The 25,280-nt window shown below is 40.7% G+C and carries 27 protein-coding genes; 25 read left to right on the forward strand and 2 right to left on the reverse strand.

The features are described 5' to 3' along the window. Positions 1–2: 2 nt before the first annotated feature. The 17 genes from walK (at position 3) to ACYQ0Y_RS06655 (ending at position 17,092) form a co-directional block, all read left to right on the forward strand. A complete protein-coding gene (gene walK / locus ACYQ0Y_RS06570) occupies positions 3–1,862 on the forward strand; it encodes a cell wall metabolism sensor histidine kinase WalK (RefSeq protein WP_407882644.1) in 1,860 nt (619 codons plus the stop codon). After that, on the forward strand, positions 1,852–3,171 hold the full coding sequence (locus ACYQ0Y_RS06575) for a YycH family regulatory protein (protein WP_407882645.1): 1,320 nt from the start codon (positions 1,852–1,854) through the stop codon (positions 3,169–3,171). Before walK ends, ACYQ0Y_RS06575 begins: the two co-directional genes overlap by 11 nt. A gap of 47 nt (positions 3,172–3,218) precedes the next feature. Then, the gene (locus ACYQ0Y_RS06580) at positions 3,219–4,142 is read left to right on the forward strand and encodes a two-component system regulatory protein YycI (RefSeq protein WP_407882646.1); all 924 of its coding nucleotides are present in this window, start codon (positions 3,219–3,221) and stop codon (positions 4,140–4,142) included. 158 nt (positions 4,143–4,300) lie between these two features. Continuing rightward, complete coding sequence (locus tag ACYQ0Y_RS06585; protein WP_407883430.1) at positions 4,301–5,089, forward strand: MBL fold metallo-hydrolase; 789 nt, start codon at positions 4,301–4,303, stop codon at positions 5,087–5,089. 202 nt (positions 5,090–5,291) lie between these two features. Continuing rightward, entirely contained in the window at positions 5,292–6,584 is a 1,293-nt protein-coding gene (locus ACYQ0Y_RS06590; protein ID WP_407882647.1) for a S1C family serine protease, read from the forward strand. 868 nt (positions 6,585–7,452) lie between these two features. After that, the gene (gene rlmH / locus ACYQ0Y_RS06595) at positions 7,453–7,932 is read left to right on the forward strand and encodes a 23S rRNA (pseudouridine(1915)-N(3))-methyltransferase RlmH (RefSeq protein ID WP_407882648.1); all 480 of its coding nucleotides are present in this window, start codon (positions 7,453–7,455) and stop codon (positions 7,930–7,932) included. Between the two features lie 155 nt (positions 7,933–8,087). After that, on the forward strand, positions 8,088–8,405 hold the full coding sequence (locus ACYQ0Y_RS06600; RefSeq protein ID WP_407882649.1) for a hypothetical protein: 318 nt from the start codon (positions 8,088–8,090) through the stop codon (positions 8,403–8,405). Next, on the forward strand, positions 8,405–8,641 hold the full coding sequence (locus ACYQ0Y_RS06605; protein ID WP_407883432.1) for a Mor transcription activator family protein: 237 nt from the start codon (positions 8,405–8,407) through the stop codon (positions 8,639–8,641). The genes ACYQ0Y_RS06600 and ACYQ0Y_RS06605 overlap by 1 nt, the downstream gene beginning before the upstream one ends. A 112-nt stretch (positions 8,642–8,753) precedes the next feature. Further along, positions 8,754–9,035: a Mor transcription activator family protein gene (locus ACYQ0Y_RS06610; RefSeq protein ID WP_407882650.1), complete on the forward strand. Its 282-nt coding sequence runs from the start codon at positions 8,754–8,756 to the stop codon at positions 9,033–9,035. A gap of 11 nt (positions 9,036–9,046) precedes the next feature. Next, positions 9,047–9,997, forward strand: a complete 951-nt coding sequence (locus ACYQ0Y_RS06615; protein ID WP_407882651.1) for a LysM peptidoglycan-binding domain-containing protein — start codon at positions 9,047–9,049, stop codon at positions 9,995–9,997. A 3-nt stretch (positions 9,998–10,000) separates the two neighbouring features. After that, entirely contained in the window at positions 10,001–10,306 is a 306-nt protein-coding gene (locus tag ACYQ0Y_RS06620) for a hypothetical protein (protein WP_407882652.1), read from the forward strand. A gap of 204 nt (positions 10,307–10,510) precedes the next feature. Continuing rightward, positions 10,511–11,554 (forward strand): hypothetical protein, encoded by a 1,044-nt coding sequence (locus ACYQ0Y_RS06625; RefSeq protein ID WP_407882653.1) that lies wholly within the window; start codon positions 10,511–10,513, stop codon positions 11,552–11,554. A 205-nt stretch (positions 11,555–11,759) separates the two neighbouring features. Then, positions 11,760–12,098 (forward strand): hypothetical protein, encoded by a 339-nt coding sequence (locus ACYQ0Y_RS06630; RefSeq protein WP_407882654.1) that lies wholly within the window; start codon positions 11,760–11,762, stop codon positions 12,096–12,098. A 402-nt stretch (positions 12,099–12,500) separates the two neighbouring features. Further along, complete coding sequence (locus tag ACYQ0Y_RS06640; RefSeq protein ID WP_407883434.1) at positions 12,501–12,989, forward strand: replication initiation factor domain-containing protein; 489 nt, start codon at positions 12,501–12,503, stop codon at positions 12,987–12,989. A 105-nt stretch (positions 12,990–13,094) separates the two neighbouring features. Continuing rightward, positions 13,095–14,438 (forward strand): recombinase family protein, encoded by a 1,344-nt coding sequence (locus ACYQ0Y_RS06645; RefSeq protein ID WP_407882655.1) that lies wholly within the window; start codon positions 13,095–13,097, stop codon positions 14,436–14,438. Positions 14,439–14,440: 2 nt separating this feature from the next. Beyond that, a complete protein-coding gene (locus ACYQ0Y_RS06650; RefSeq protein WP_407882656.1) occupies positions 14,441–16,084 on the forward strand; it encodes a recombinase family protein in 1,644 nt (547 codons plus the stop codon). Positions 16,085–16,234: 150 nt separating this feature from the next. Next, positions 16,235–17,092 carry a hypothetical protein gene (locus tag ACYQ0Y_RS06655; protein ID WP_407882657.1) on the forward strand — a complete coding sequence of 286 codons (858 nt, stop codon included), beginning with the start codon at positions 16,235–16,237 and terminating at the stop codon, positions 17,090–17,092. Positions 17,093–17,191: 99 nt separating this feature from the next. On the opposite strand, the gene ACYQ0Y_RS06660 is transcribed toward ACYQ0Y_RS06655, so the two are convergent. Next, positions 17,192–17,572 carry a carboxymuconolactone decarboxylase family protein gene (locus tag ACYQ0Y_RS06660; protein WP_407882658.1) on the reverse strand — a complete coding sequence of 127 codons (381 nt, stop codon included), beginning with the start codon at positions 17,570–17,572 and terminating at the stop codon, positions 17,192–17,194. 141 nt (positions 17,573–17,713) lie between these two features. On the opposite strand from ACYQ0Y_RS06660, the gene ACYQ0Y_RS06665 reads away from it, so the two are divergent. The 4 genes from ACYQ0Y_RS06665 to ACYQ0Y_RS06680 all read left to right on the forward strand — a co-directional run bounded on the left by ACYQ0Y_RS06665 (position 17,714) and on the right by ACYQ0Y_RS06680 (position 21,215). Beyond that, positions 17,714–18,067, forward strand: coding sequence for a MerR family transcriptional regulator (locus ACYQ0Y_RS06665; RefSeq protein ID WP_407882659.1), 354 nt, complete (start codon positions 17,714–17,716; stop codon positions 18,065–18,067). Between the two features lie 57 nt (positions 18,068–18,124). Beyond that, the gene (locus tag ACYQ0Y_RS06670; protein WP_407882660.1) at positions 18,125–18,334 is read left to right on the forward strand and encodes a hypothetical protein; all 210 of its coding nucleotides are present in this window, start codon (positions 18,125–18,127) and stop codon (positions 18,332–18,334) included. Further along, positions 18,328–18,759, forward strand: coding sequence for a hypothetical protein (locus ACYQ0Y_RS06675; protein ID WP_407882661.1), 432 nt, complete (start codon positions 18,328–18,330; stop codon positions 18,757–18,759). Before ACYQ0Y_RS06670 ends, ACYQ0Y_RS06675 begins: the two co-directional genes overlap by 7 nt. Positions 18,760–19,322: 563 nt before the next feature. After that, positions 19,323–21,215, forward strand: coding sequence for a hypothetical protein (locus ACYQ0Y_RS06680; protein ID WP_407882662.1), 1,893 nt, complete (start codon positions 19,323–19,325; stop codon positions 21,213–21,215). Between the two features lie 520 nt (positions 21,216–21,735). Here the strand turns inward: ACYQ0Y_RS06680 and ACYQ0Y_RS06685 are convergent. After that, complete coding sequence (locus ACYQ0Y_RS06685; protein ID WP_407882663.1) at positions 21,736–22,071, reverse strand: isochorismatase family protein; 336 nt, start codon at positions 22,069–22,071, stop codon at positions 21,736–21,738. Positions 22,072–22,270: 199 nt separating this feature from the next. Here ACYQ0Y_RS06685 and ACYQ0Y_RS06690 point away from each other — a divergent pair, with 199 nt between their 5' ends. The 4 genes from ACYQ0Y_RS06690 to ACYQ0Y_RS06705 all read left to right on the forward strand — a co-directional run bounded on the left by ACYQ0Y_RS06690 (position 22,271) and on the right by ACYQ0Y_RS06705 (position 25,058). Further along, entirely contained in the window at positions 22,271–22,570 is a 300-nt protein-coding gene (locus tag ACYQ0Y_RS06690) for a hypothetical protein (RefSeq protein ID WP_407882664.1), read from the forward strand. Further along, positions 22,528–22,716 carry a GNAT family N-acetyltransferase gene (locus tag ACYQ0Y_RS06695; RefSeq protein ID WP_407883436.1) on the forward strand — a complete coding sequence of 63 codons (189 nt, stop codon included), beginning with the start codon at positions 22,528–22,530 and terminating at the stop codon, positions 22,714–22,716. The genes ACYQ0Y_RS06690 and ACYQ0Y_RS06695 overlap by 43 nt, the downstream gene beginning before the upstream one ends. Positions 22,717–22,799: 83 nt before the next feature. After that, entirely contained in the window at positions 22,800–23,606 is an 807-nt protein-coding gene (locus ACYQ0Y_RS06700) for a glycosyltransferase family 8 protein (protein WP_407882665.1), read from the forward strand. Positions 23,607–23,795: 189 nt separating this feature from the next. After that, complete coding sequence (locus tag ACYQ0Y_RS06705) at positions 23,796–25,058, forward strand: chloride channel protein (RefSeq protein WP_407882666.1); 1,263 nt, start codon at positions 23,796–23,798, stop codon at positions 25,056–25,058. Positions 25,059–25,280: the final 222 nt, after the last annotated feature.

The following is a 25,280-nucleotide window of genomic DNA, read 5'->3' on the forward strand; positions in this document are numbered from 1 at the left end:
TTGTGAATAAGAAGATTCGTTTTTTTCAATCAATTAATTTTAAAATTGCGCTTGTATTTGCCCTGATGTTATTGATTACGCTTGAAATCGTCGGGGCTTTTTTCGTACGTCAATTAGAGCAGCAGAATTTGAGTAATTTCAAACAACAAATTCAGCTACCTGCTTATATTGATAATTCGCTATCGGATCAATTAATTCGCAGTAATACAACGTCGGCAAATTCGCGAATTAGAAGCATTTTATCAGATGTGAACAATGCGAACATTACCGAAATTCGCGTGATTGACAATAAAGGAACGGTCCGTGGTACGAGTAATATCAATGATCAAACGATTGTTGGCCAAAAAACGACGGATAGCAACGTAAAGAACGCTATCTATAATAACCGATCTTATCAACGCGATATTTATGATACGCGAGATAATAATCGTTATTATATTTCAATCGTACCGTTATTGAATTCGTCTGGTAGTAACGGAAATAATTTAGTGGGTGTTTTGTATATTCGTGCTTCGTTGGAAGGCGTTTATGAAAACATCAATAATATCACGTTGATCTACTTATCGGCGGCACTAATCGCCATCGTCTTAGGGTTATTTATGTCCATTGTTATTTCCCGGGCAATAACAAGACCAATCGACGAAATGAAACGTCAAACCGTTCAAATCGCTCAGGGGGACTATTCTGGTCAGGTTCGCGTCTACGGGACAGACGAATTAGGCCAGTTAGCCAGCGCCGTTAACAATTTGTCGGTCCGGGTCGAAGAGGCACAAGAATCAACGGAGGCCGAGCGTCGTCGGTTGGACTCCGTGCTCGCTCATATGAGTGATGGCGTGATCGCCACTGACCGACGCGGAACTGTCAACATCATCAATTCAGCTGCCCGTGAGTTCTTGAATGTTGAAGAAGATGAGGCAGAAAACGCATCCATTTTGGATTTGTTGCATATTCGTGACCAATATACGTTGCGCGAGCTTTTAGAGAGCCAAGATGAGGTTTCTTTGGATTTGTCTGAAGAAGGTCGTGATTTGATTTTACATGCCACTTTCTCGCTCATTCAACGTGAATCAGGTTTTATCTCTGGTTTGGTCTGTGTGCTCCATGATGTCACTGAACAGCAAAAGGAAGATCAAGACCGCAAGCAGTTTGTTTCTAACGTGTCACACGAATTGCGGACGCCGTTAACTTCCGTCAATTCGTATATTGACGCATTGGTTGATGGGGCATGGCAAGATCCTAAAGTGGCACCGAATTTTTTGAAAGTGGCACAAGACGAAACTGAGCGAATGATTCGGATGGTCAATGATCTATTGGCATTGAGTCGCATGGACTCAGGCACCACCAAGCTGGAATTGGAAACTGTTAACCTAAATGAGCTATTTAATTACATCTTGAATCGATTTGAGATGATGCTCAAGAATGAAGATAGCCCGCATCATCAAAAGCACTACCAAATTGAACGAGACTTCACTGATAAGGATCTTTGGGTTGAGATTGATACCGATCGGTTTACTCAAGTGGTCGATAATTTGATGAATAACGCGATTAAGTATTCTCCTGATGGTGGTATCATTACTTGCCGTTTGCTAGAAACGCATAATCAAGTCATCATGAGTATTTCTGATCAAGGATTAGGGATTCCACGGAAAGATCTGACCCACATCTTCGATCGTTTTTACCGTGTCGATAAGGCGCGATCTCGGGCTCAGGGGGGCACAGGTTTAGGGTTAGCCATCTCTAAAGAGGTGATTCAGATGTTAGGTGGACGTATCTGGGTCGACAGTACTGAAGGCAAGGGATCGACGTTCTATATTTCATTGCCATTCGAGCAGTTTGAGGAGGATGACTGGGATGTGGAATAAAATTCGTTCAGGCAGTTTACCGGTTGCCTTATTTTTGTTAGTGATTATTAGTATTATATTATCCTTTTTGATTTGGACCAATCCGGCGCGCTACGATCGCACACGCTTGAATGGCGCTGCTAGTACGGGGTCGACACACTCAACAGTGACGACAAGAGCCATTGATGATATTTTTTTGCCAACCCAAGTGGTTGTGACCAACCAGCAAGGTCAATCAGAAACGGTCTACAATCCGAAGATTAATTTAGTGACGTCACTAAAAAGTGTCGTTGAAAAGTGGCAAATGAGTGACTTTCGAAAGATTAGCCAAGGTGATGTGAGTGCTTATCAAAGGCTGTTAAATCGTCATGGAATGGTGCAACTTGTGTATGCGGATAATATTGGGCGAGGGATTTTTAACCGCTCTTATGGACAAAAGTTATTGATGTCGCCAACCGCCAAATTTTCGCGAATTATTTTTTCAACGCACGCTGCTGGAAGCCTGTATTTATTGAACGACGATAATCAATCGATCTATCAAATTCATGTTCGAAAGCAGGCATTAAGCCAGATTCGTCAGTTATTGAGCAAGGCCAATCAACGGTATCGCGTGACCGAACACGCTGCTAATGATCATACGTTAACCTACTATGAGAACTCGGTGCGCATACCGCGCTACAGTTACTTGGTTGGCAAACAGAGTGCTAGTTTTTTTGTCACATCGTTACTTAATACTGGCGAGTCCACGTCTGTGACCGTTCATCGCACGACAGGCCATACGATTTACTTAGCGGGCACGTATAAGCGGATGACTGTCACCAATAAAACGGGTGCTGTTCAATTTGAAGACTATAATGCCAATCAAAAGATGACCCGAGATTTAGGGAATAACTTAATCAAGAGCTTTAATGGTTTGTCTAAAACGGGCCTACCGTTAGATACGATTCGCTATTTTGATAATGAACATAACGGTCATCAAGTGACCTATCGCTCTTTTGTTGAAGGGTTCCCCATCTTTAACCAGACAGATTTTGGAGCTGTCCAGGTTAAACACGATCATGCTGGCACGCAAGAAATTAACTTTACATTGACGAACTTACAAGTGCCGTTACCGACAGACTCCACGAGTCGCGTGACATTACCGAGCACGCTCACGGTCATGAGCCAACTTGCGGCGGCTGGAACGCCGGCAAGCAAAGTTAAAGACATTGTCTTGGGCTATCAATGGGAGAGTAATTCTGATTCAAATCAAGTCGTGGATTTACAGCCAACCTACTATGTCTATGTGGCCGGCAAGTGGCAAGTTTATACAGATTTACTAGGTGAGTAATTTTGCTAGCTGAAGATCAGTGAGACTGTTAAGGGAAGGAATTCAACATGAACTTTCGCCGCATTCAATGGATATTTTTAATTGCGTTTATTGCGATTGATATCTTTTTATTAATTTCATGGCAGCAAAGCGATGCGACGGTGAAGGAAACCTCACCGCGAAATGCGAATTCTGCGACGACGATTTTACGGGAAATGCGTGGTGATGGCATTACCTTTAGTACGTTGTCAAATAAAGAGGCCCAAGGCTACTATGTCTCCGGTAAGACAGGCTTGGCGCGGTTAAGAACTGGTGCGCAAAATTTGACCTACCAAGAGTATCGGTTTACATCAACTGAAATGACCAGTACCTTACATCAAACATTGGTCATTAATCCTAAATCACCGCAAACTCAACTCAATCGTTTCATTAAAAGTGGCTCTAACGTCACAGCGGGCAATGATTATGTTTATAGCCCGGAACTGTCTCGCGTGGCAGCAAATGAGGTCGTCTACGTTCAAGTTGTCCCCTCTGGCACAATTATGGCACCCTCAGGTCAACTACGTTTTCGGGTAGGGGATAAGAACCAAGTCATCGGCTATACACAATCCTACGTTAGTAACGTAGAACCATTACGCGAAAAAACCACCACTATTAGTCAGCAAAAAGCGCTAATCTGGCTGTACCAGTACAATGAATTACCGAATAATAGTCGAGTTGTTTGGTCGCGATTGGCTTATTCCCGATTATTACGCGTTTCCGATAATAATGTGTATGTGCCAACGTGGTTTATCGCGTTACGTTCTAAGAGTACAAACAATGTTGTTATTAAGCGGGTCAATGCCTTCACTGGTGCGGTGATGAAGTCGACGGATTCAACAACGGCGGTGACGAATGGAAATGGAGCGGTTAATAGTCGTGTAAGCTCGGATAATTCTCAGTCACCGACTGTTGACCAAAGTAATGTTGACGTTAGTTCTGTAGGAGATTAAAAAAAGCTTGTGACTTCCGCGTAAGCGGCCAATTCGTGTTACGATGAGATGTGATTTTTAAATGACATAAATTTAATTGTGATGGAGATGGCTTTGTGATTAATTTGAATACACCACAATTGGGATTGGGTCCGGTTGCTGAATCATCAACGGATGCGATGAAAATTAGTGTTTTAGCTAGTGGAAGTTCCGGTAATGTGACTTATATCGAAACGCCGACGCATAAAGTGTTGGTTGATGCGGGTTTGTCTGGTAAAAAAATTAATGAATTAATGCAAAGCATTGGTCGTGATTTACAGGACGTTGATAGTTTATTTGTGACGCATGAACATACGGATCATGCAAAGAGTGTTGGTGTGCTAGCGCGTAAATATGGGATCAATGTATATGCAAACGAAAAAACTTGGTCAGCTATCGCTGGTAAAGTTGGCAAAATTCCCTTAGAACAAAAGTTTGACCTTGAAGCGGGAGAAATCCAAGAATTGGATGGCCTAGATGTTCAAAGTTTTCCTGTTTCCCACGATGCAATTGATCCGCAATTTTATGAAATGCATTATGGTGGCAAGTCCTTTGTGATTCTGACGGATACCGGATACGTCTCTGAGCGGATGGCTGGTGTGATTAAAAATGCTGATGGCTACTTGTTCGAGTGTAATCATGACATGGATATGTTACGAATGGGGGCTTACCCGTGGCCATTAAAACAACGAATTTTAGGTGATACGGGTCACTTGTCTAATGAAGACGGCGCCAATGCCTTAATGGAAGTGTTAGGAAATCGGACGAAACGGATTTACTTGGGGCATCTTAGTCGTGAAAATAACATGAAGGCCCTTGCTCATCTGACAGTTGCTTCAATGATGACTGAAAAGGATTACGGCGTTGAACATGATTTTCATTTGTTAGATACCGACCCTGATGCAGCAACAGATTTGACAATTCTTTAGCTATGTTTCACGTGAAACACTTGGACAGAGATGTTCAAGTGTTTATTTTTTGTCGCTAAAGTGGTTGAGGGATGTTTTCTTTAAATTTTTAGCAAGTCCAGGGACAGGTTTAAGTGGTTTTTAAGCTGGAACGGTATAATGGAACTAATAAGAAATGAGGAGGTAGGCGGGTTACCGCAAATTGCCTATGGATTATAATGACATGAATAATCAAACAAACGGCGGCCCCCAACCGCACGGGCCTAAACAATCCAATCGTGGATTAGTCAAAGTTGGGATTGTCGCTCTCGTTGCGGGTTTATTGGGCGGAGGGATCGCTTATGGTGGCGCAAGTGCGATCAATAATGCCAACGGTGGCGATACATCTTATAAAAATGGGACGACTAAGGTGGCGAATGTCACAGTTAAGACGAACTCTGACGCGACTAAGGCCTTTAGCAAAGTCAAAAATGCGGTTGTTTCTGTAGTTAATCTACAGAAACAATCTTCCAATAGTGAAAGCGGACTGTATGGTATTTTTGGCGGTGGCTCCTCGTCTAACAACTCTGGCAGCAGTAGCAGTAGTAGTTCTGACAACTCTTTAGAGGCAGCCAGCGAAGGCTCAGGCGTTGTTTATAAGAAGTCTGGGAACGATGCTTATATCGTGACGAATAATCATGTAGTGTCCGGATCTAGTGCCCTAGAGATCATTTTGAGTAACGGAAAGAAAATATCAGGTAAGTTAGTCGGAACAGATTCAACGACTGATTTAGCCGTGATTCGCGTTAAAGCAGATGAAGTTTCAACAGTCGCTCAATTCGGTGATTCGACGGCTATTCAAGCTGGACAATCGGTGCTCGCAATCGGTTCGCCATTGGGATCGCAATATGCGACATCAGTGACCGAAGGGATTATTTCAGCGACAAAACGGACGGTGCCTGTCGAAAATGAATCTGGGAACCAAACCGGTGATGCAACGGTTATTCAGACCGATGCGGCGATTAACCCTGGGAATTCCGGGGGCGCACTGGTGAACTTAGCTGGACAGGTGATTGGCATTAACTCAATGAAGTTAGCCTCGTCTTCTAGTGGCACGTCAGTTGAAGGGATCGGCTTTGCGATTCCATCTAATGAAGTGGTTTCTATAATCAACCAACTCATTACGAATGGTAAAGTTGTGCGACCAGCATTAGGTGTCGGTTTGGTAGATCTCTCTAATGTGGACAGCAACAGCCAATCTAGCACCCTAAAACTGCCAAACAGTGTAACTGGCGGTGTGGTCATCATGAAGGTTTACAGCGGGTCAGCTGCGGAGAAATCAGGCTTGAAGAAGTATGATGTAATTACCAAGATGGATGGTAAGAAGATCACCTCACAAGCCGATTTACGAGATGTGCTCTATGCCCATAAAATTGGCGACAAAGTTTCAGTGGAATACTACCGTGATGGCAGTCTTAAAACTGGCACGGTGACATTAAGTGAGAGTACGAGTGATTTAACCAATCAAACAAAGTAAAACAAAAAAGGTCATCAGTGGATGGCCTTTTTTTATGCGATAAGGCGTGAAATAGAGTCTGGTTACTTTGTGAATTCGATGATTGTCTGGCGTAATAGTTTAAACACTATAAATTTTTGGGTAGCTAAAACCCTTGATAAGGTGCATTAAGTCAGGGATAGACAGTGTTTTTGAGCGTGGACACGCCTAACTTCCTTGAAGAATACAAATAATGATATAACCACGTTTTGTTGTGCAAGATAACGGAATGTGGCGAAAATTGACGCACTTTATGCAGCTTTTTTTGGTAATATGCAATTAGGCAAAAAGTAAACGAGCTGATGAAGTAAACATGTTATTCGGTCTGTGTTTAATTTTTGTATAGTAAGATTACAAATCCGAATGTTATTTTTTTATGTGAGTGCTTTTTTCACTTATTGACTAATGAAATCAATGAATAAACCGAACAAAGACGAAATAGAAAAATAAAGTGGTTCGGACGCTAAATTGCAATGATAAAATTGTTTTGCACAGAAGTGGAAAAGTATGTGGAAAACTGTGGATAAGTTTGTGAATGCGAAATAAACGCCGAAAAATCGGGATCCAGTTTCCGTGGAAAAAGTTATCCACACCCTCGAAAAACGAGGTGGATAACTTTCTGTTTTCAGGTTTTTTCGTTTTTAAAATCCTTTTGTATCAGCGTTTTACACGAACGTGTTCGCTCTGATTCTCCCTGTGGATAACTGTGGATAACTTTTATTCATTGTGACTAAGTACGTCCGTTAGAATTGCACGAAATGTTTAAACTTTTGGTTACAAAGATTAAGGAAATCTAAAGCACTCTGCTGGCTTGCCAAATTGTTAGTTGCTTTTTAGTGGGAGGATTCTTGTGAAAATTAAGATTATTGGCGTGGGGAAATTAAAAGAAAAGTATTTTAAACAAGGGATTGAGGAGTATGCTAAACGGCTAAGCAAGTTCTGTACGTTTGAAATTGTTGAAGTGCCCGACGAAAAAGCCCCTGAAACCTTGAGTCAAGCAGAAATGGAGCAAGTGATGGCCAAGGAAGGGACGCGGATTTTAGAACATATCAAAGATCGCGAGTATGTTTATGCTCTCGCGATTAAGGGCCAAGAACGAACTTCCGAAGCCTTTGCGAAAGAAATTGATGAGCTAAGCACGTATGGCCACTCAGATATTACATTTGTTATTGGCGGTTCGCTAGGACTAACCCCAGCTGTTTTGAAGCGCGCCGATACACAAATTTCATTCGGGCGGTTTACATTACCGCATCAGTTAATGCGGCTCGTGTTGACGGAGCAAATCTACCGCGCGTTTATGATTAATGCGGGCAGTCCGTATCATAAGTGATGCGGTTTTTTAAAATAGATACGAATCGCCTTCCTTGGATGGAGGGCGATTTTTTTATTATTTGAAGTGTACGTAACTTGATTATCGTTTCAAATATATATTATTCAAATGATGTCTGATCATAATCATCATAAAAAATGAAAGGGGCAGATAAAATGGATGAACTTAGTATTGCCACTAAGCAAATTAGCGATTATCTCGGCATGGTGGTTGTGGCAAAGGAATTAACGCAAGAATCAGTTGTACTAACATCGGATGAAGTGGACGCTGAAATACTAGGAGCTATGCCAATTAGTTTGTTATCGGGATGGGTCATTGTTGATATGTATGAGTCAGACATTGGTGATCAAAGCGTCATGATTTATTTCATTAGAGAAGCTTCTGGCGTCGGAGATCCCATTGTCGAAGGGTGTGTTGTAAATAACGAAAAGATTATTTGGACTCAGATCCTTGGTAAAGGAGAGAACGAGTGATGAGGTCCGATTGGTATTCCATTTATCAGGAGATTGCAAGTTTCACTTCAGAAAGTACAACAATTCGGCTTAGTGAGCATTTCGGAGGGGAATCAGTCTTTTTTCCGCAGCGCATGATTAGCCCAGAAGGAATGGTCAAAAATGCTCAAATTTTACAGGAAAAAGGCTTGAATCATCAGCAAATTGCTCATGAGTTAGGGATATCCGTTCGAACCGTCGGACGCTATCTAGGGTGACATAAAGGGTGCACAGTTACGTGCAACTCTACATTCATCTAAGGGTGACCGATGTTTTTCCAATGACTTAATCAAATTGCTATGATGTCATTAGTTCTTTGGAGGATCGCTGATGGGTGATATTGATGAGGATGCGTTGCAAGATACGTATCAACGGATTGCTAAGGAAATTGGCGTTGAGAATATGTTGAAAATATATCGGTTGTGCCGTGGTGAGCAAATTTCATTTCCACTTCACATGTACTCACGAGAACGGGTTATATCAGCCGTTAAAAAGCAATATGACGGTACCAATTTACGTGAGTTGGCCGATAGATACGGTTATTCTCGCCGCTGGCTCCGATCAGTTCTAAAGAACAGTTCGCAGCTGGAAACAAATAATAAATTCATTTAGGGGTGTTTCGTATGAAAAATAATGTGAAGGCCATGTTAGGGACAGTAACTGCACTAACAACAAGCTTGTTGATTGGGGCCACGACAACTAGTGCCAATGCTAGTGCTAAATGGCAAGCACGCAGTGTTACACAAATTAAGCAATCAATTGATCAAGTTGGTTTTAACAACTATGTCATTCAATGGGGCGACACGCTATCAGGCATTAGTGAAGCAACTGGAGTATCAGTCCCTCAATTGGTTCAGATCAACCACGCGACCAATGCAGATTTGATCATCGCTGGAACTCATTTGGTGTTTAATGGAAACCAAATGTCGGTGGTTCAAGCAAGCGGTACAGTCACTGGGACATATACGGTGACCCAAACGCCAAGAAACACGGCTCAGATCCAAGCTAGTGGTTCATATACTTTGCCTAGTGCAAATGCATCAGCCACAAACACCCAATCGTCAAATACTTCTGTAACGACAACTACGCCATCGCAGGGATCCACAACTACGTCGAATGGGACAGCAACTTCAGTAGCAACTGGATCAAATGAGGCGGGGACTACTACAAATTCTAATCCAGATCAAAATCAAGTTTCTTACGCTGTTAACTACTACTTGGTAACTTCGGATGGTCGAGACATTGTTGGAACAGGCGCACTCGGAAATGAGACGAGAACTGCACAAAGTGGCCAATACGTCACTATTAATCCACGAGTTGACGCTGATGGGAATTATCCAACTGAAGGGGCTATATTAGCTGGCTCAGACGGACCTAATGGACGAGTTGGTGTTTACGGGCAAATTGGGGCAATACCGGACACGAACCTGAACACGCCAGATCGTACACCAGAATCTACAGACACATTTAATCCAAGCAATTATGCTCAGAGCTTTAACGCGGCAAACGGACAACAAGTTAACTTCTACTACGTACTGAATAAAACCGTTGCAGGTTGGGGATCCGGGAGGTAAAGCATGATTGTTATCTTATTAATTCTGGCGATCGCTGGTGGTGCGTGGTTCGTTCACGCTAAGATGGGGTACTCATGGTCAAAAATACTGACTGGTGCAGGGGTAGCATTGGTAGGCATTGTTGGCTGGGCTTTAAGAACAGAAAGTAACACTAACAAACATTTGCATGAATCAGCAGATCAGGTTTATAACGCTAGCAATGAACAGCTAGCGAACTGGGCTATGCAAAATGATGATCCAACTCTACGTGATATGGCGGACAGGGAATTACGCAAGCGTCACGGTGATAACTGGCGACGATATTTATAAGTGTGTTGAGAAAGGCGAATCTTCAATTGAAGACTCGCTATTTTTTTGTTTATATGGGTCAACGTTTGGAGGATAATCTATGATATTAAAAGATTGGGCAAGAATTGTTTTAAAAGTCACTTCAGTTGTCTGTTTGGAGCTTGTTAAACAACTAGGAAAATGACTATTTAGCCAAGATAGTTTGGCATGAATGGAGACAACACGATGCAGGAGAAACCAATAAGAACAAGGATGATTGACAGTCTTATAGGGACAAAGATGATTGATATTCTTAAACTGGTTCCTTATCCCTTGAAAGTGCCAAAGCATGATGAAAAATTCGACGAGGCAGGCTTCGAGTTAATTTCACTTGCTGAAGCTGATCATCGTGTCCGACAGCGAGCAGTGAGAGACAGCTTACTATTGCTGAACAAAACATGTTCAAAAAGAAATGGATATGATGTTTACAGACAAATGTTCTCAGATGAAAAATTAAAAAAATTTACTGAGAATATTATGATTGATGGAGATACTTTAGCGGCCTTCATGATTATTTTAACAACATATACCTTTTGGTCACGAGAGAGCAGTATGCAGGTGCTCGCGGCTAGAAAAGGGTTAACGTTGCAACAGAAGCGAACCATTTATAATAAGCAAGCGAAAGCTTACTATAATCCTAAACTCACACCAGAACAGTATGAACAAGTTATGAATGGCGAGGTTGACGTGAAGACATTATACACGGATCCTGTTTATCAGCGTTTTTTGAGCGTGTATGACTATGTAAAGTCTGAAGTAGAGTCCAATGAAAATGTAGACAAGAGTATTACAAATCCTTTTTTTGAGTATTTCAGAAGTGCTGACAATTTCAAATTGTTAACAGGTTATGAGGCTACTGATAACCTGTTGGCCGAGGTATTACCCCGAGCTGAAACTATTTCTCGATCGGAAAATTCAATACTGGATGCCATCTTTCAGGCTGTCACGCGACCTGGCTACGCAATTCATAGTAGCGTGGCCGACAATATCACAGTAATTCAAATGTTTTTATCTCAGGCGTCGCGTCCACAGTTATTTAGATCAATGACACAGTCCTTAATACAGGAAAATGATAAGTTGTTTAAGGAACTGTTGACTCAGTCTGAAGCAGTCGGTAAGCGACTCGGTCAGGATCAAATTGAAGTAACGGATAATCCATGGCTTCGTGTGTATGAAATTGATTTGCACGAAAAATTAGTCAACTTAAAAAAATTTATTGAGAATAAATAAAGTCCGTGGAACTTGATTTCACGGACTTTTTTTGTATTGTAGGACGATTCATGTAGGGGGTTTTTTCATAGTTGTCACTAATCCTTTGTAAAGAATCTTGCGATCATGTAGTTGTTGGTCACATGGAATTTATCCATGTGACACAGCAAACGCTTAGTTAATGGCCATTAAGTTAAGCAATCACATTGACGGAGGATTTTTATTTATGATACCAGAGCAAGAGCTTTTGGCTAGCGATTGTTACGTTGAGGGCGTTCTCGTAGATTGTAGGGTAATTGATGAATATGTGATCTTTGTTGAGATAGATCCATATAAATGCACCATTTCCGGACCTGGCTTTGAAAGGATAATCGACAGTTTTGCGTATTATGCGCTGGGCGAGCCAAAAAGATTTCGAGCTTCAATTTCAACGGCTTTCAACTGTCCAGCCGAAGAGCTGCTAGAACTTAAAGGAAAAAGGGTTGCGTTCGATTTGACTGTGTTGACATCAGCATCCATTATCGGGTATTTCTCTATGACTTCTGCTGGAGAGGTAACTGAATGAATAAGCTTAGAAAGCACAGGAATCCAACAGTCAATGTTCTTTTGAGGACTAACGAACTTAAAACAATTGGTTTTAGTAATACCAGTGTTTCAGGTGGTGATGACTGTGACTAACTTGTTGTTGAGATTGGACTTTTTAACGATTAGCTTCCAGCAAGTTAATGCTTTCCAGTTGTTGGGATATTTATTTCCGACGATTGGCACGGGATGTTGGGCCGGAAGAAATAGTGGTATTAAGGGTTTTAACCGTCAGCTTACTAACGGAAAGATTCATCTTCATTTTGCGGCGAGTTCTTTCACAAGTTTACTTGTGATGTCCGGCGAGACGTGTCGGTCTCTTGAGTGTGGTAATTGGTCTTGGCGGTCTTTCTTAGAACGAGTTATTTCTTGTGGGAGTCGTGGCTTGGCTACATCATTTCGTTTCAAGCGACTTGATGTCGCGGTTGATGAACGAGGATCGTCAATTAGGTTGAAACCTAAGACAGTCCAGAATTATTTAAGCAAGGGTTTGTTAACCAGTCGATTGCAATCTGTTCGGTTTATCAATGAAAGGAAGATTTCTTCAGGTATCGATACTGGTGTTAGTTGTTATTTGGGAAAACGAGCCAATGATGCACATGTCTTTATTTACGATAAAGGGCTCGAGCAACAACAGGTGGTAGGGCAATGGTATCGGGTTGAGCTTCGCTTTAAAAACAATTATTGTAATCAACTTGTTGCTGTTTTACTCAGTGATGACACGTCTTTGGGGAAGTACGTTGCTGACTGGCTAGGGGCGCGTGTACAATTTCGCAGTCCTATTGGGGTTTCAGAGATTAGACGCAGAGGTTTAGTTGCTTGGTACGCTCGTTACTTGAAAGAGTTGAGCAAACAAGGCTTGGATTTTTATTAGGTAGGAGTGGTGGTATGGAATCAAATGGTAATCATAGTTTCGATCAAATCGTTCGAGCGTTAGCTGATGCAATTGAACAATTGATCGTGGAGGAACAGGAACGTCATGACTAACCAAGCGGTAGCGTACTACCGTGTGAGCTCAAGACGTCAGAGTCATAATTGGTCAATTATGGCACAACAAGAAGCCGTCCATGAAGAAGCTGGGCGGCTTTTCTTGACGATTGAAGCCGAGTTTCACGACATCAAGTCTGGCTCTAACTTGAATCGTCCAGGCATGAACGAGCTGTCCAATGCCATTCGTTCTGGTCGTTATGGTCATGTATTAGTATGGCGTTTAAATCGGCTTACACGGTCTTTAAAAGATTTTTTATTGTTGCTCAATTTGTGTGAGGAGAACAGCGTGGTGCTTCACTCGGTTATGGAACCTGTTGACGTCAACATCATGGGACGTTTTCAGCAACAGCTCTACGTTATGTTTGGTGAGTGGCAACTAGGTATCTTGAAAGTGAATCAAAATAACGCCTACCGTCAAAAGTTTCGTGAAGGTCAGTTGTTATCTTCTAGCGTTCCACTTGGCTACTACTACACCAAAGGTCTTGCAAAGATTGACTCAGAAACTAGCAAAATCGTTAAGTTTATTTATGAAAATTACTTGGAGGGGGACGTTGGGTATCGTAAATTATCGCGAGCCGTTATGAATAAATTTGATTATCAACTGACTGCTAATGGTGTGGCTAAGGTTTTGCAGAATCAGGCGTATGTTGGAAAGCTTGTCAATCGGTACGGTGTGTCCACCAAAGTTTTTCCACGGCTCGTGACTGATACACAGTTTAACAATGCACAGGCGCTTCGTAAGTCACGGCGTGTTAAACAGAAGTTCATTACCAATCCCTTATTCAAGAAGAAATTACGTTGTCCTTATTGCCAGGGGATCCTAACAGCAAGCCATGTTATAACAGCCAGTAAAAGCCGCATTGATTACTGGTACTGTAGTCGCGACTACTGCAAAGGAATTAGAGTAGATGAACAACGTGTCCTTAATCAATTAACAGCGGTCATTAGTGGTTTGGTGACTAGTGATTTTAAAAAGTCATTGATGGTGAAATTGAATGATGATTGGCCACTTCAGACACGTCAAGATGTTGTGCCAGCAGATGAGATGTTTAGGAAATTTGAGACTGGTGGAATAACGGTTGACGAACTTGAGACTGCTTTGACAAAAAGTTCTATGCCAAATTTAGAGATCGAGAGAAGGCGGCATTGTCGTAAACTGGCTCAGCAAATCGTTTATAAGCTTACCGATCCACGTGATGAAGACAACATCGCCAGCGTTGTTAAGAACTTGAATTTTGATCGAATTGAAATAACTATGAATAAGGATATTGGAGGAGTGTTTTTGGCAGAGTTGCCTGCCATTAACTTACTCTCTTTGAGAGGGGGAAAGTGAGCATGACTGAAAGACAACCAAGTTTGTCCTTGAAGCACGCTGTCGGATATGTCCGTGTATCTACGGCAGAACAAGCAGAGGAAGGCTTTAGTATCGCTGCACAAGAAGCGCGTATTCGACAGGAGTGCGAGCGTTACGATGGTCAAATGAAGCTTGTGCATGTTTATGCCGATGAAGGAATTTCCGGGAAATCAATTGAAAAACGACCAGGCATGATTAGACTACTTGACGACGTAAAGGCTGGTGGCATTGACGCTGTAATTTGTTGGAATATTTCACGAATTGCCCGAAACGTCGCAAACTTATTAGAGATTATCGATATTTTGGAGAAAAATAGTGTCAGTTTCATTTCAATTACGGAGAAAATGGATACGCAAACACCAGCCGGTCGTTTAATGCTGCAAATTATGGCCAGTATGGGAGAGTACGAGCGCAATAACATTGCAGAGAATGTTTATCTGGGTAGTCGTCGACGAGCTCAAGAAGGTTGGACTAACGGGGGTCGTGTGCTAGGCTACGATAACGTTGTAGATGCAGACGGGAATCGTACGTTAACAGTCAATAAATCCGAGGCTATTATTGTTCGCCGGATATTTAGAGACGCGTCCTTAGGGAAGGGCTATCGTAGCATTGCTAACGCTTTAAACAAAGAGGGCTATAAAACTAAGCGAGGTAATGATTTCTCTTCAACCGCGGTTAAAGGAATCGTTAGCAATCCATTGTATGTTGGAAAAGTTCGCTACGGAGAGTATCGTCATTGGGAAAAACTGCGTCGTAAGGGTAAGCAAGAGGATGTTTTATTGGTTAATGGAAAGCATCCAGCGATTATCGATAAGAATATGTGGAATGATGTTGCTAGACTCGTTCGTCATCGAAAGAAGGTACCTACGTGGAATGCCAGTGGTGAAAATGTGCTAACTGGGCTTTTGAGATGTCCAGAGTGTGGGGGGCCAATGGCAGCATCGAATACAACTAATCGTTTGGTAGACGGAACCAAAAGGCGAATCCGGTATTACTCGTGCGCAAACTTTAGAAATAAGGGATCAGCAGTGTGTCATGCTAATTCTATTCGCGCAGACGAGGCAGAGGAACTTGTCAAAATGAAGTTGATTCAAACGCTTTCACTAAAGGACATTGGTGAATCTGTTCTCAGACAAATGCGGGAAAACAGTCAAGAACGACTGAGCCGAATCGAGCGACAACAGACAGCGAATTTGAACAATCAGGATGATTTGCGTCACAGTCTTGATAAGTACCATCAACTAATACGAGCCAATAAAGAGCTTGAAACAGCCATTCTTCCAAGAATTGAGGAAATTCAAGACCAATTAAACGACAAGCAAGAGGAGGAGCTCAATTTAGAAAAAACTAAGAAGTCCTTTGTGAATTTGCCAAATCCCCGAGATATTCAAGAACTTTTAGTGGTAGTTGCTCGGTTAATAAGACGAGCTGATAAGTGCTCGTTAAAAGCGTTGTATCAAACATTCATCGCTCAAATAACATTTAGCAGAGAAAAGAAGCTGGTTTGGGTACAGTTAGAATTTGATAATGAAATCGTTTCACAGCTAAAAGCACAGAGTAAAGAGGCTGAATCCAAAGCGGATTCAGTCTTTTCTTTTACAAAGCGTATTGAATTTGTTGTGTGAATGATGTGCGACGTTGGTTGTTTCACGTGAAACGCTAGAGCAGAGCAGGGGGAGTGGGTTAAAATTATAAGTGGGAGATGGATCTTGTGACAATAGAGTTGATCGTCGACGATGCGAAACCTGCAGAGATATTAAAGGAGAAGTACGATTGTGAAAGATGAATTGAATGATTTAACTGCTAAAGGATTTTTTGGTGAAGAATCACGACAGTTATTGGAAAAGCAAAGTACAGAGTCTTTACCACAAAGTCTTTACTCAAGTGTGGTTTCTATTTATAGTTCTTCATCAAATGTAAAAGAGTTAAATAATTACACTGAAGTATTTTCTAAGCTTTTTAAAGAAGCAGCAATGAAAACTGATCCTAATACTGTTTATGAGCTAATTGGAGCTTTAGTCAATGGAACGAAAAAGTATCCGGAATTGGAAAACAAGGTTGCGTACACACGTTTCATGGAAGAAAACCAAATACTAAAAAATGGCATTCGTAAAGGTGATAAAACGGATACTGGAAGGTTAAGTCTAGGGAGTCGAGTTCTAACAACGTATGTCTCTGGTTTTGAACTAAGTATGAAAATTTTCACATTTATTTATGCAATGATGTTGGAAATGAACCAACAAGAATATGATTTATTAGAAATATCTTCATTAAGTACATCGCAAAAGTTAAATGGCTGCCGTCAGTTAGATCAGAAGTCTGATTATATTTTGTTGACTGAGGGGTGGAATGACATTTTACGTAATGCAGAAAATCATGGTGATATGCGATTTGATCTAGGAAAAGGGTTATTTACTGGTCAAAATAGACATAGCTATAGGGTACATGGGAAAAAGATAGTTAAAGTAGATCCTATCACTATTAGCCCTGAGGAAATGATGGGCGTGATACTACCAAAGGTGGCATGCTTCATTCAGGGGTACATCAGTGCTGGGAATTTGCTGTCTTTGTCGATGAGTGATGAGCTTCTTTTTGAACAAGCCAAAAGGTTCATAATTAGGAAAACAAATTGAAGAATTCAGTCCAAGAATTTGATTATAGAGAACCGCAGGGCATAAGGATACGGAAGTCCGTATCATAAGTGATGCGGTTATTATGACTAATAGAAACCGCTAATTTCTAGTCTTAAAAACTTCATGGGCCACTGATACAGCATTGAGTACTTTTGGAAAACCAATATAAGGAATGCATTGAATAAAAGTTTCAATCACTTCAGTTTCCGACAAGCTGACGTTAAGAGCACCGTTAATATGAACGTTTAGTTGTGGGGCAGTGTCTCCTTGGACCAGTAGAGCCGTGATAGTAATCATCTCACGTTGTTTGAGATTTAAACTGTTGCGGGTATAGATGTCACCGAATGCGAATTCAACTATATATTTGGCGATATCTTTTGAGTCACCAGTTAAGGAATCCATGACATTCTGTCCGGCAGTACCATCGATATTTTGTAGGGCATTAAGGCCGTTTTTAAAACGAGTATTTTCTTTTTCCATGAGTGTGCACTTCTCCTTTATTTACTCAGTAGTTTTACCAATAACAGCACTGTAAATGCTGGAGTGCACTCCATGTCAAATTTTTTTTAATTAGCAAAGAAACTATAGTGTCTAGTATTTTCAAGTCAGGAGCAGCTAAAGATGAATTATTCAATTGGTACTGCCTCAGCAATGTGTGGATTATCCATAGATACGCTACGTTTTTATGAAAAGAATGGATTACTTCACGTTAATCGAGATGCAAATAATCGTCGATATTATACAGATAGGGATTTGGAGTGGATTGCTTTTCTGACTAGGTTGAAGGAGATTGGAATGTCTCTTAAAAATATGAAGGAATATGCCGACTTACGGTATCAAGGGGACGAAACAGTTTCTGAGCGGTTAAGGATGTTGTTTGATCAAATGGATTTGTTGAAACAGGAACGAAATAAGCTTGATAAACAATTGGACTTTTTGGAGAGAAAAATTAAAAAGTATCTGAAAATAGAGTAGTAGGTTAACGACATTTTAGTGAAAATTTTAATTGTTATGGGTGCAAGGAGAAAAGCTATGAAAAAGGAAAAATTGGAAGATGAAGAGGGGTTACAATTGGTGCAGAAGGTTTGGAAAAAGTTTGATGAAACTAATAGAAGCAAGAAAATTAAACAATGCTTGTATCCTAATCATGATGAATGTACCGATAACATACTAAAAGCTCACGCTATTCAAAATAATGGGGTTCTAACACAAATAGCCGAAAACGGGAAAGTCTTATGCTAAAGCCTAGAGGGAATAACCCATTTGAAACATTTGTTGAATACGGACGAAAGCAGGCAACCACCTTTTCTGGGTTTTGTGGCTATCATGATGCAACTTTATTTAAAGATATCGAAACTGGCATTTTTAAATCCTCAGATTGGGAAATCTTTTTATATACATATCGAACTTTGGCTGCACAGTTACATGCAAAAGAGGAAGCGGTAAAGCAACAACAGCAACTAGCGGATATTTTTAAAAAGAGAAATAATGAAATCCTTGACGCTTTTAAGAGTGGAGCTAGTGATCTTGAATTTGATAAACGCAAAATGGATGAATTTATTTTAGGGCAGAGACCAAAATCGCCAGTTACATCAATAATTTGGCGGTTTAATCAAAAAATTGATTTTGCAGGTAGTGCCTTTTATTCACCAATTCGAAATTTTTAAAATGAAACTATTCAGAATTTGAGAACGAATGAAAAGATTGCACATGTCTACATGAACGTATTTCCGCAAAATGATAAAGCATATTGCGTAATTTCGTGGTTGGAAGACTTTGATGAAACTTTTTCAAAATACGTTTCGACTTTAAGACATCTGACAGAATTGCAAAAGAAACGATTCATTGATTATCAGTTAGTTGTAAACACTGAGGATCTTGTTATGAGTCCCAGGTTAGTTCATAGTTACTCCGAGAGTGAAAAAGAAAATTTTGGAATGACCTCAATGATGGAAATGATGCTTTTTCCTTTATTTGACGATAATGAGTTGGATGAAAACCACGCTTTTGAAAATCATGGATACAGTCTATTCAATTGACTATAGAATGTAAGTGCAGTGAAGACTTTTGGGTACAGAAATTTCCGATATATATGCTTTTTGAGTAACTAGTTTAATGGTTTTGATTTGTTTATGAAATGGCTCAATGAACGGTGGTAACGCTGTTTGTAGTGATACGGTACTCTGTATCATAAGTGATTTAAACAGAGAATAAATGACGGAGTAGGCGAATGGAACTAGACAGAGTCACGTTTTACGGTGAGAATAGTTTTGCTTTTAACACGGATTGTGAAGCACTTAAAAAGCGATTCAAGTTCTTAAAGGATTTATCATATGAGAAATTAACTTTGGAGGATGTGCTTGAGTTAGATCAAATTAGCCGGTATCTACCTATCATTCTTCAAGATAAAATAAGATTAAAGGCCGATCTTTCGGCTATTAAAAGCAGGATAGGTAAGTGGTTTTCATCAGTGCCGACTAGCACTGTCAGTTCGGGAATAAAAGATTCTAAATTTTCACGACAATATCAGAAGTCTCTGTGGCACTTATTAGCATCACAAAAAGCACCTAATCTAGAAATAAGGGATATTTTGAAATTGTATTCCGGGACAAAAGTAGTTTATCCTTTGCAAGAACAAGTCATTAGAGCACGATATGGAAGAGATTTAACCACAATTGTTATGCAAGATTTAAGAAACATTGGGCTAGTTTTAAATCCAAAGCTGTATGATGCTGAATTACCTGAGGAATTTAATCAGCATCAAATAGAAACGTTTTTATTAAACTATATTGGTTCTGAGGCCCCAAATCCAAATATGTTGGAACGGGTGGCTACTTCAAGGTCCGTGAATGATAGTATTCGTCTGAAAGCGCAGAAAAAATATCAAGAAATAATTGTTAATGTTTTGAAAGAAGAAAAGGCAAATAGTCTTGGTATAGGGACAAAAGTTTCGATTAACTTTACGTTAGATACTTTACATTTATACAAGTTACATGCAGAAATTGAGGATAATGTTAACTTTGCAAATGTTGAATACAATGGTTTAGTTCTAAATGAACTAATAGATTGGCCGACCATTTTGAATAACTTTATATACATTTTTGGCTTTATAGATAACTTTGGGATTTTAACAATTTCTTCTCAGGTCGAGGACGATGGATCATTAGAGAGAGCGTTTCGATATGAAAGCGGAAGCATACTTAATACAGGTACTTCATTTCAACTTAAAAATCAGCAAGCGCTACTGTCATTTGTGTCGTACTATCGTTTTTTAGCTAATCGAGGGATTCAACTAGAGCGAGTTGTAGAATGGTTTTTTTCTGATTATTTGGCTTCTAATTTTAACGTTAACGGTCTTTCTGTTAATCTGCCTAAAGGAGAGGAAGCGCCAGAGATTAAGGCTTTACTAGCAATGACGCAATTGCATAGAATTGTTAGAATGTTTGATCTACTAGCTTTAGATAAAGATTTTGATAGGGGTCTTGTTGATAACTATTCACATACAAAAAATGATTTTAGAGATATTGGAAGCTCCTTTAAAAGAAAGTATGGGAAAATCATAGACCCAGATTTGTTAAGGTGCGAGGGAACTTTATTTTCAGACCAATCCCCTATGCCAAGCAAGAAAGAAAGATACTTTGCTGATTTAGTACTCAAGGAGAATATTAAAAGAAGTGAGTTAGATGAGTACCAGTCTAAGTTGTTAGATTTCTTACTTGAACAAAAAGTATTAATTTGTGCTGACGAAATTATTCGCTTTAGAAGTTTTGAAGTATATCAGATTTTAAAATATGATTTTAAAAATGATTGTATTCCAGTCATGGAAATGCATCTCCAATTTAAAAAGCACCCAATCTTAGATGACTTATTCCAGAAAGGTAAGGTAAGAGGTATCACGCGGTTATTAACAGACCGAGAAGCGTCGGTATTTAATTACTATTTTTCTGATTTTTATGCAAATGGACTTGGACTGCGGAACAAGTACGCACATGGCGCATTTAATTCTTTTAGTGAAGAAAAACACCAGAATAACTACATGCTGACGCTAATGTTCATGGTAATGTTAATTATAAAGATCAATGCCGAATTAGATGGCATGGATAGAATAGGGACGAACGGATAGGATTAATGGTTGACTAGTGAGATGCAGGAATTTGAACCAAAAACAAATTTCGTAGTAGAGGTATGGCGTTAGGAGGTTGTTGTAAAAGAGGGCGACTAAATTAGTAAAGTAATTGCTATTAGTGGTGTAACCACCGGCTGAAAAACCAATGTTATTAGTGTATTAAACGAACAGCTAGACCACATTGTTGTTACTTTCTTTAATGATTTTGATATTGATTCGTTGCTTTCAGCCCCACCAATTAATTTGCCATTATCTCAGGTTGTTAATCAATATGATGTTCAGGTAATGATCGATAGGTGGTAAGAAGTTCAGGGCAAATCCGATTATATTTTGCTGGGTTCTCCGCTTCGTCGTCGACATTAGGTTTTAACTGTTATAAAAATCGCAACCCTTGTGGAGTTAAGTACCGCTGCATATAGCGATATGGAAGTCCGTATCATAAATAGGGCACCTACGTACATGTATGGAATGTGGCGATGCCGATGGTGAGCATTCAGCGACTGAAGCGTCGAGAGTATCAATAATCATGGTTTGGTGAGTAGCTGGAAATGGCCAGTATAATGAATTTAATCAATTTTTTTTGAAAGAGAAGGTCCGTTTTTAGGAAAGCATTGGGATGACATTTCTCAATCACGATGTCTGTTTGCTGGCGGTCTAATCCAGTGATTAATTGCCAAGCGATGGTGCCATATTTAATTTCTTGATCGTTGTGTTGAATAAATAGAATTGGTTTTTCAGCCTTTCGATATTCAACGATGCGTTGGTTAATTCTAGTCAAAAAGGCTGGTAGATCAGGATGATTACCAATAATGCCATTCTGTAAATCGATAACAATTAAAGTGTCAGTTAACATAGTTAAGTCCTCTCAGTATGATTTTGACTAAATACCGATTCCTTGAATCTCACAGTAGGCTAGTAAATGCATCGGCACAATGGCGGATGCTTTTTTTGTTTCAAATTAACTTGTTTCACGTGAAACGTCTGGAGAAATCAGATGAAGTGTAGTTAAATGGTCTAAGTTATCTCGATAATGAAGTGTAAAGAGGCCGTAAATGAAAGTGATCAAGTATGAACCACGTTATTTTGATGAAATCGTTCAACTATACGTCCAAGTGTTTTCACAAGCGCCATGGTTAGAAAATTTTGATGTAGCACGGGTGGCCGCGATGCTTAGAAAGCATGTCGCCAATAACTATTTTATGAGCTACTTAGGGATTGAGAACCAGCACGTCATTGCAGTGAGTTATGGCTTTATCAAACCATGGTATGAAGGATTTGAATATACTATATTGAAATTGAAGAATTTTTTATTGCGCCAAATTATCAACAACAGGGACTCGGGCAACAGCTGATCAACGAGATTCAAAGCGCGCTAGTTAAACAAGACATCCATTCGATGATGTTGATGACTCGTCCGCATAGTGGTGCGCAAAAATTTTATGGGAAAACTGGTTTTCAGCAACTAACCGATTTGGCGGTTTTCACGGCCGCCTTTTAACATGACATCGGGCAGTATCAAACGCTAGGACATGGTTAACAATGACTGATGCTCATATTGATAAAGCGACTTGAAGGATAATCATGATGGAAATTAATTTATTAGTCACACTGAATGCACAGTATCTGCTACCACTCAAGACCGCCTTACTTTCTTTAGCTGATAATAATTCGGATATCACTTGCCACGTGTGGTTATTACATCAATCGATTACCAAAAATGAATTAACGCAACTATCGCGGTTCGTTAATCATTTAGGTTGGACATTTTCAGCCATTAAAGTTGATCAGGTGTTCGGCACACAAGCGATTGACACGATTCATAACTATCCACAGGAGATGTACTTTCGTTTATTGGCAGGCGACTTGTTGCCACAATCAGTCACACGGGTCATTTATCTTGATCCAGACACGTTGATTATTAATGACTTAACAAAATTGTGGCAACTGGATCTTGGCACTGCCATGATGGCAGCTGCAGCGCATGCCGGATTAATTGACGCCGTTACGCCGCTCAATAATTTGCGCTTAAACACGGCAACAAAATATTTTAATACGGGTCTCTTACTGATGGATTTGGGTCAAACACGAAAAATAATTAAGGCCGTAGACATTCAACAGGCGATTGACCGATACCGTGGCCAGCTACTTTTACCAGATCAAGATGTATTAAACTTTTTATACGGATCCCATATTTTAGAGGTACCAGAGGAAATATGGAATTATGACACGCGCAAATTTATGACCTATCAGTTGCGCAGCCGTGGCGATCATGATTTACAGTGGGTGATGGCTAATACGGTGGTGTTACATTTTGCTGGCCGGCCGAAGCCGTGGGAGCAAAATAGTGATGGTCGTTTCACGACGCTATATCTTCAGTATCGACGTTGAACATGATTGCCAAGTTGGCGGTCAAGTAAAATGAGTGGGTTAACGAGTTATCAAGCATCATTAATCTGTATGATGCTTTTGGTGATGTAGATTAGATGGCGTGGTATTCTATTTTAGAAAGTTTGTGCTTGTTTGGTCTATTATCCTCAAGGCCTGATTAGGCGATGGTGAAAGGAAGTACCTGTACGAATGAATAAACAACGAGAACAAGGCATCATCGCCATTTCGACCTTAGGATTAGGGCTGCTAATTGGCATTGGTGCCTTAACATTGGGTTCTTTTTTAGATCTCATTGAACATGTTTTTTTGAGCTTTGAGGAAAACGCACTTTATCCAGCGGCAATCTTCATCTCGCCTGTACATCGGTTGATTTCACTCGTGTTGGGTGGTGGGATTGCCACAATATTGTGGTGGTATAGTAGTGTTCATTTTAAACCAGTCGTAGGGATTAGTGATGGCGTTGCTGGTAAACGGATGCCAATTCCGGCAACACTCGTTGATGTTTTTACTCAGATCTTTTACGTCGCCACTGGCGCACCGGTTGGTCGAGAAGTCGCACCTCGTCAATTAGGGGCGTTGATCGCACAGACCTGGATCGATGGGCTAAAAAAGTTTCGACACATTCAAGTGAGCGAAGATGATCGACAACTATTAATTGCTTCCGCTGCTGGTGCTGGATTCGCCGGCATTTACATCGCCCCCATAACGGGGATGCTCTTTTGCGTAGAAATTTTATTGAAAAAGGTGACTAAACGAACCGTAGTGGTTAGTTTAACCATGTCGACAGTTGCTATGTTGATGGGATCGTTATTGCGTGGGTTTGGTCCATATTACTTAGTCGGTCGCACAAAGTTTACCGTGGCATCATTGCCGGTGGTGATCATTTTGGCGCCACTCTGCGGGATTACTGGTGCCTATTTTCGCCAGGCCTTTCAGTGGGCCGGGCGGACACGGGCGACTAAGCAACGAATCCTGTGGCAATTGCCAGTGATCAGTCTGGTGACCGGGTTGATTGCGATGTATTTTCCACAAATTATGGGGAATGGTCGGGCATTGGCTGAAGCTGCTTTTCATAGTCAAACTAGCGCGATGACAAGCCTTTTGTTAGTGGGGGCGGTAGCAAAAGCTTTTGTCACTGTGTTTACCCTTAAGTCAGGGGCCTCAGGCGGGACATTAACGCCATCGATTTCTTTAGGAGCCGTTTTAGGGATGTTAGTCGGTTTTATCGCTAGTTTATTTATTCCTGGTATTCAAATCTGGCAGTATGCGGTCATTGGCGCGGCGTCCTTGCTGGCCACTTCACAGCAAGCACCATTAATGGCGTTATTTATGGTCTTTGAGGTGTGCCATTTGAATTATTCGGCGTTTCTTCCCCTAGGGGTCGGCATTAGCTTGGCGTTAGCGACGGGAAATTTTGTGTTAAAACGAACCCGTCCGGTTACATCAAAGTGACGTTGCCCGTAGAACTCAGCGATGATTATTGTGGTTAAAAGTCGGTATTGATCGGTAATGTTTGTTAGAAACGAATAGCCGGGTTGGAGAAGTCTTAAGACTTCTTCAACCCGGCATTTTTGAATGGTGGTGAGCTAAGGCGTATTTGGTTTTGGGGAAGGGTAATTTAGTACAATCAGCCAGCGAAATAGTGCCAGGCTAGGTGGCCGTGCTTCAATTTGG

The organism is Furfurilactobacillus curtus, assembly GCF_054657915.1.

Coding starts and splice junctions, on each gene's coding strand:
- ACYQ0Y_RS06575 (WP_407882645.1), top strand. CDS start 1,852: ATGTGGAATAAAATTCGTTCAGGCAGTTTACCGGTTGCCTTATTTTTG.
- ACYQ0Y_RS06580 (WP_407882646.1), top strand. CDS start 3,219: ATGAACTTTCGCCGCATTCAATGGATATTTTTAATTGCGTTTATTGCG.
- ACYQ0Y_RS06585 (WP_407883430.1), top strand. CDS start 4,301: ATGAAAATTAGTGTTTTAGCTAGTGGAAGTTCCGGTAATGTGACTTAT.
- ACYQ0Y_RS06590 (WP_407882647.1), top strand. CDS start 5,292: ATGAATAATCAAACAAACGGCGGCCCCCAACCGCACGGGCCTAAACAA.
- ACYQ0Y_RS06600 (WP_407882649.1), top strand. CDS start 8,088: ATGGATGAACTTAGTATTGCCACTAAGCAAATTAGCGATTATCTCGGC.
- ACYQ0Y_RS06605 (WP_407883432.1), top strand. CDS start 8,405: ATGAGGTCCGATTGGTATTCCATTTATCAGGAGATTGCAAGTTTCACT.
- ACYQ0Y_RS06610 (WP_407882650.1), top strand. CDS start 8,754: ATGGGTGATATTGATGAGGATGCGTTGCAAGATACGTATCAACGGATT.
- ACYQ0Y_RS06615 (WP_407882651.1), top strand. CDS start 9,047: ATGAAAAATAATGTGAAGGCCATGTTAGGGACAGTAACTGCACTAACA.
- ACYQ0Y_RS06620 (WP_407882652.1), top strand. CDS start 10,001: ATGATTGTTATCTTATTAATTCTGGCGATCGCTGGTGGTGCGTGGTTC.
- ACYQ0Y_RS06625 (WP_407882653.1), top strand. CDS start 10,511: ATGCAGGAGAAACCAATAAGAACAAGGATGATTGACAGTCTTATAGGG.
- ACYQ0Y_RS06630 (WP_407882654.1), top strand. CDS start 11,760: ATGATACCAGAGCAAGAGCTTTTGGCTAGCGATTGTTACGTTGAGGGC.
- ACYQ0Y_RS06645 (WP_407882655.1), top strand. CDS start 13,095: ATGACTAACCAAGCGGTAGCGTACTACCGTGTGAGCTCAAGACGTCAG.
- ACYQ0Y_RS06650 (WP_407882656.1), top strand. CDS start 14,441: ATGACTGAAAGACAACCAAGTTTGTCCTTGAAGCACGCTGTCGGATAT.
- ACYQ0Y_RS06660 (WP_407882658.1), bottom strand. CDS start 17,572: ATGGAAAAAGAAAATACTCGTTTTAAAAACGGCCTTAATGCCCTACAA.
- ACYQ0Y_RS06665 (WP_407882659.1), top strand. CDS start 17,714: ATGAATTATTCAATTGGTACTGCCTCAGCAATGTGTGGATTATCCATA.
- ACYQ0Y_RS06670 (WP_407882660.1), top strand. CDS start 18,125: ATGAAAAAGGAAAAATTGGAAGATGAAGAGGGGTTACAATTGGTGCAG.
- ACYQ0Y_RS06675 (WP_407882661.1), top strand. CDS start 18,328: ATGCTAAAGCCTAGAGGGAATAACCCATTTGAAACATTTGTTGAATAC.
- ACYQ0Y_RS06680 (WP_407882662.1), top strand. CDS start 19,323: ATGGAACTAGACAGAGTCACGTTTTACGGTGAGAATAGTTTTGCTTTT.
- ACYQ0Y_RS06685 (WP_407882663.1), bottom strand. CDS start 22,071: ATGTTAACTGACACTTTAATTGTTATCGATTTACAGAATGGCATTATT.
- ACYQ0Y_RS06690 (WP_407882664.1), top strand. CDS start 22,271: ATGAAAGTGATCAAGTATGAACCACGTTATTTTGATGAAATCGTTCAA.
- ACYQ0Y_RS06700 (WP_407882665.1), top strand. CDS start 22,800: ATGATGGAAATTAATTTATTAGTCACACTGAATGCACAGTATCTGCTA.
- ACYQ0Y_RS06705 (WP_407882666.1), top strand. CDS start 23,796: ATGAATAAACAACGAGAACAAGGCATCATCGCCATTTCGACCTTAGGA.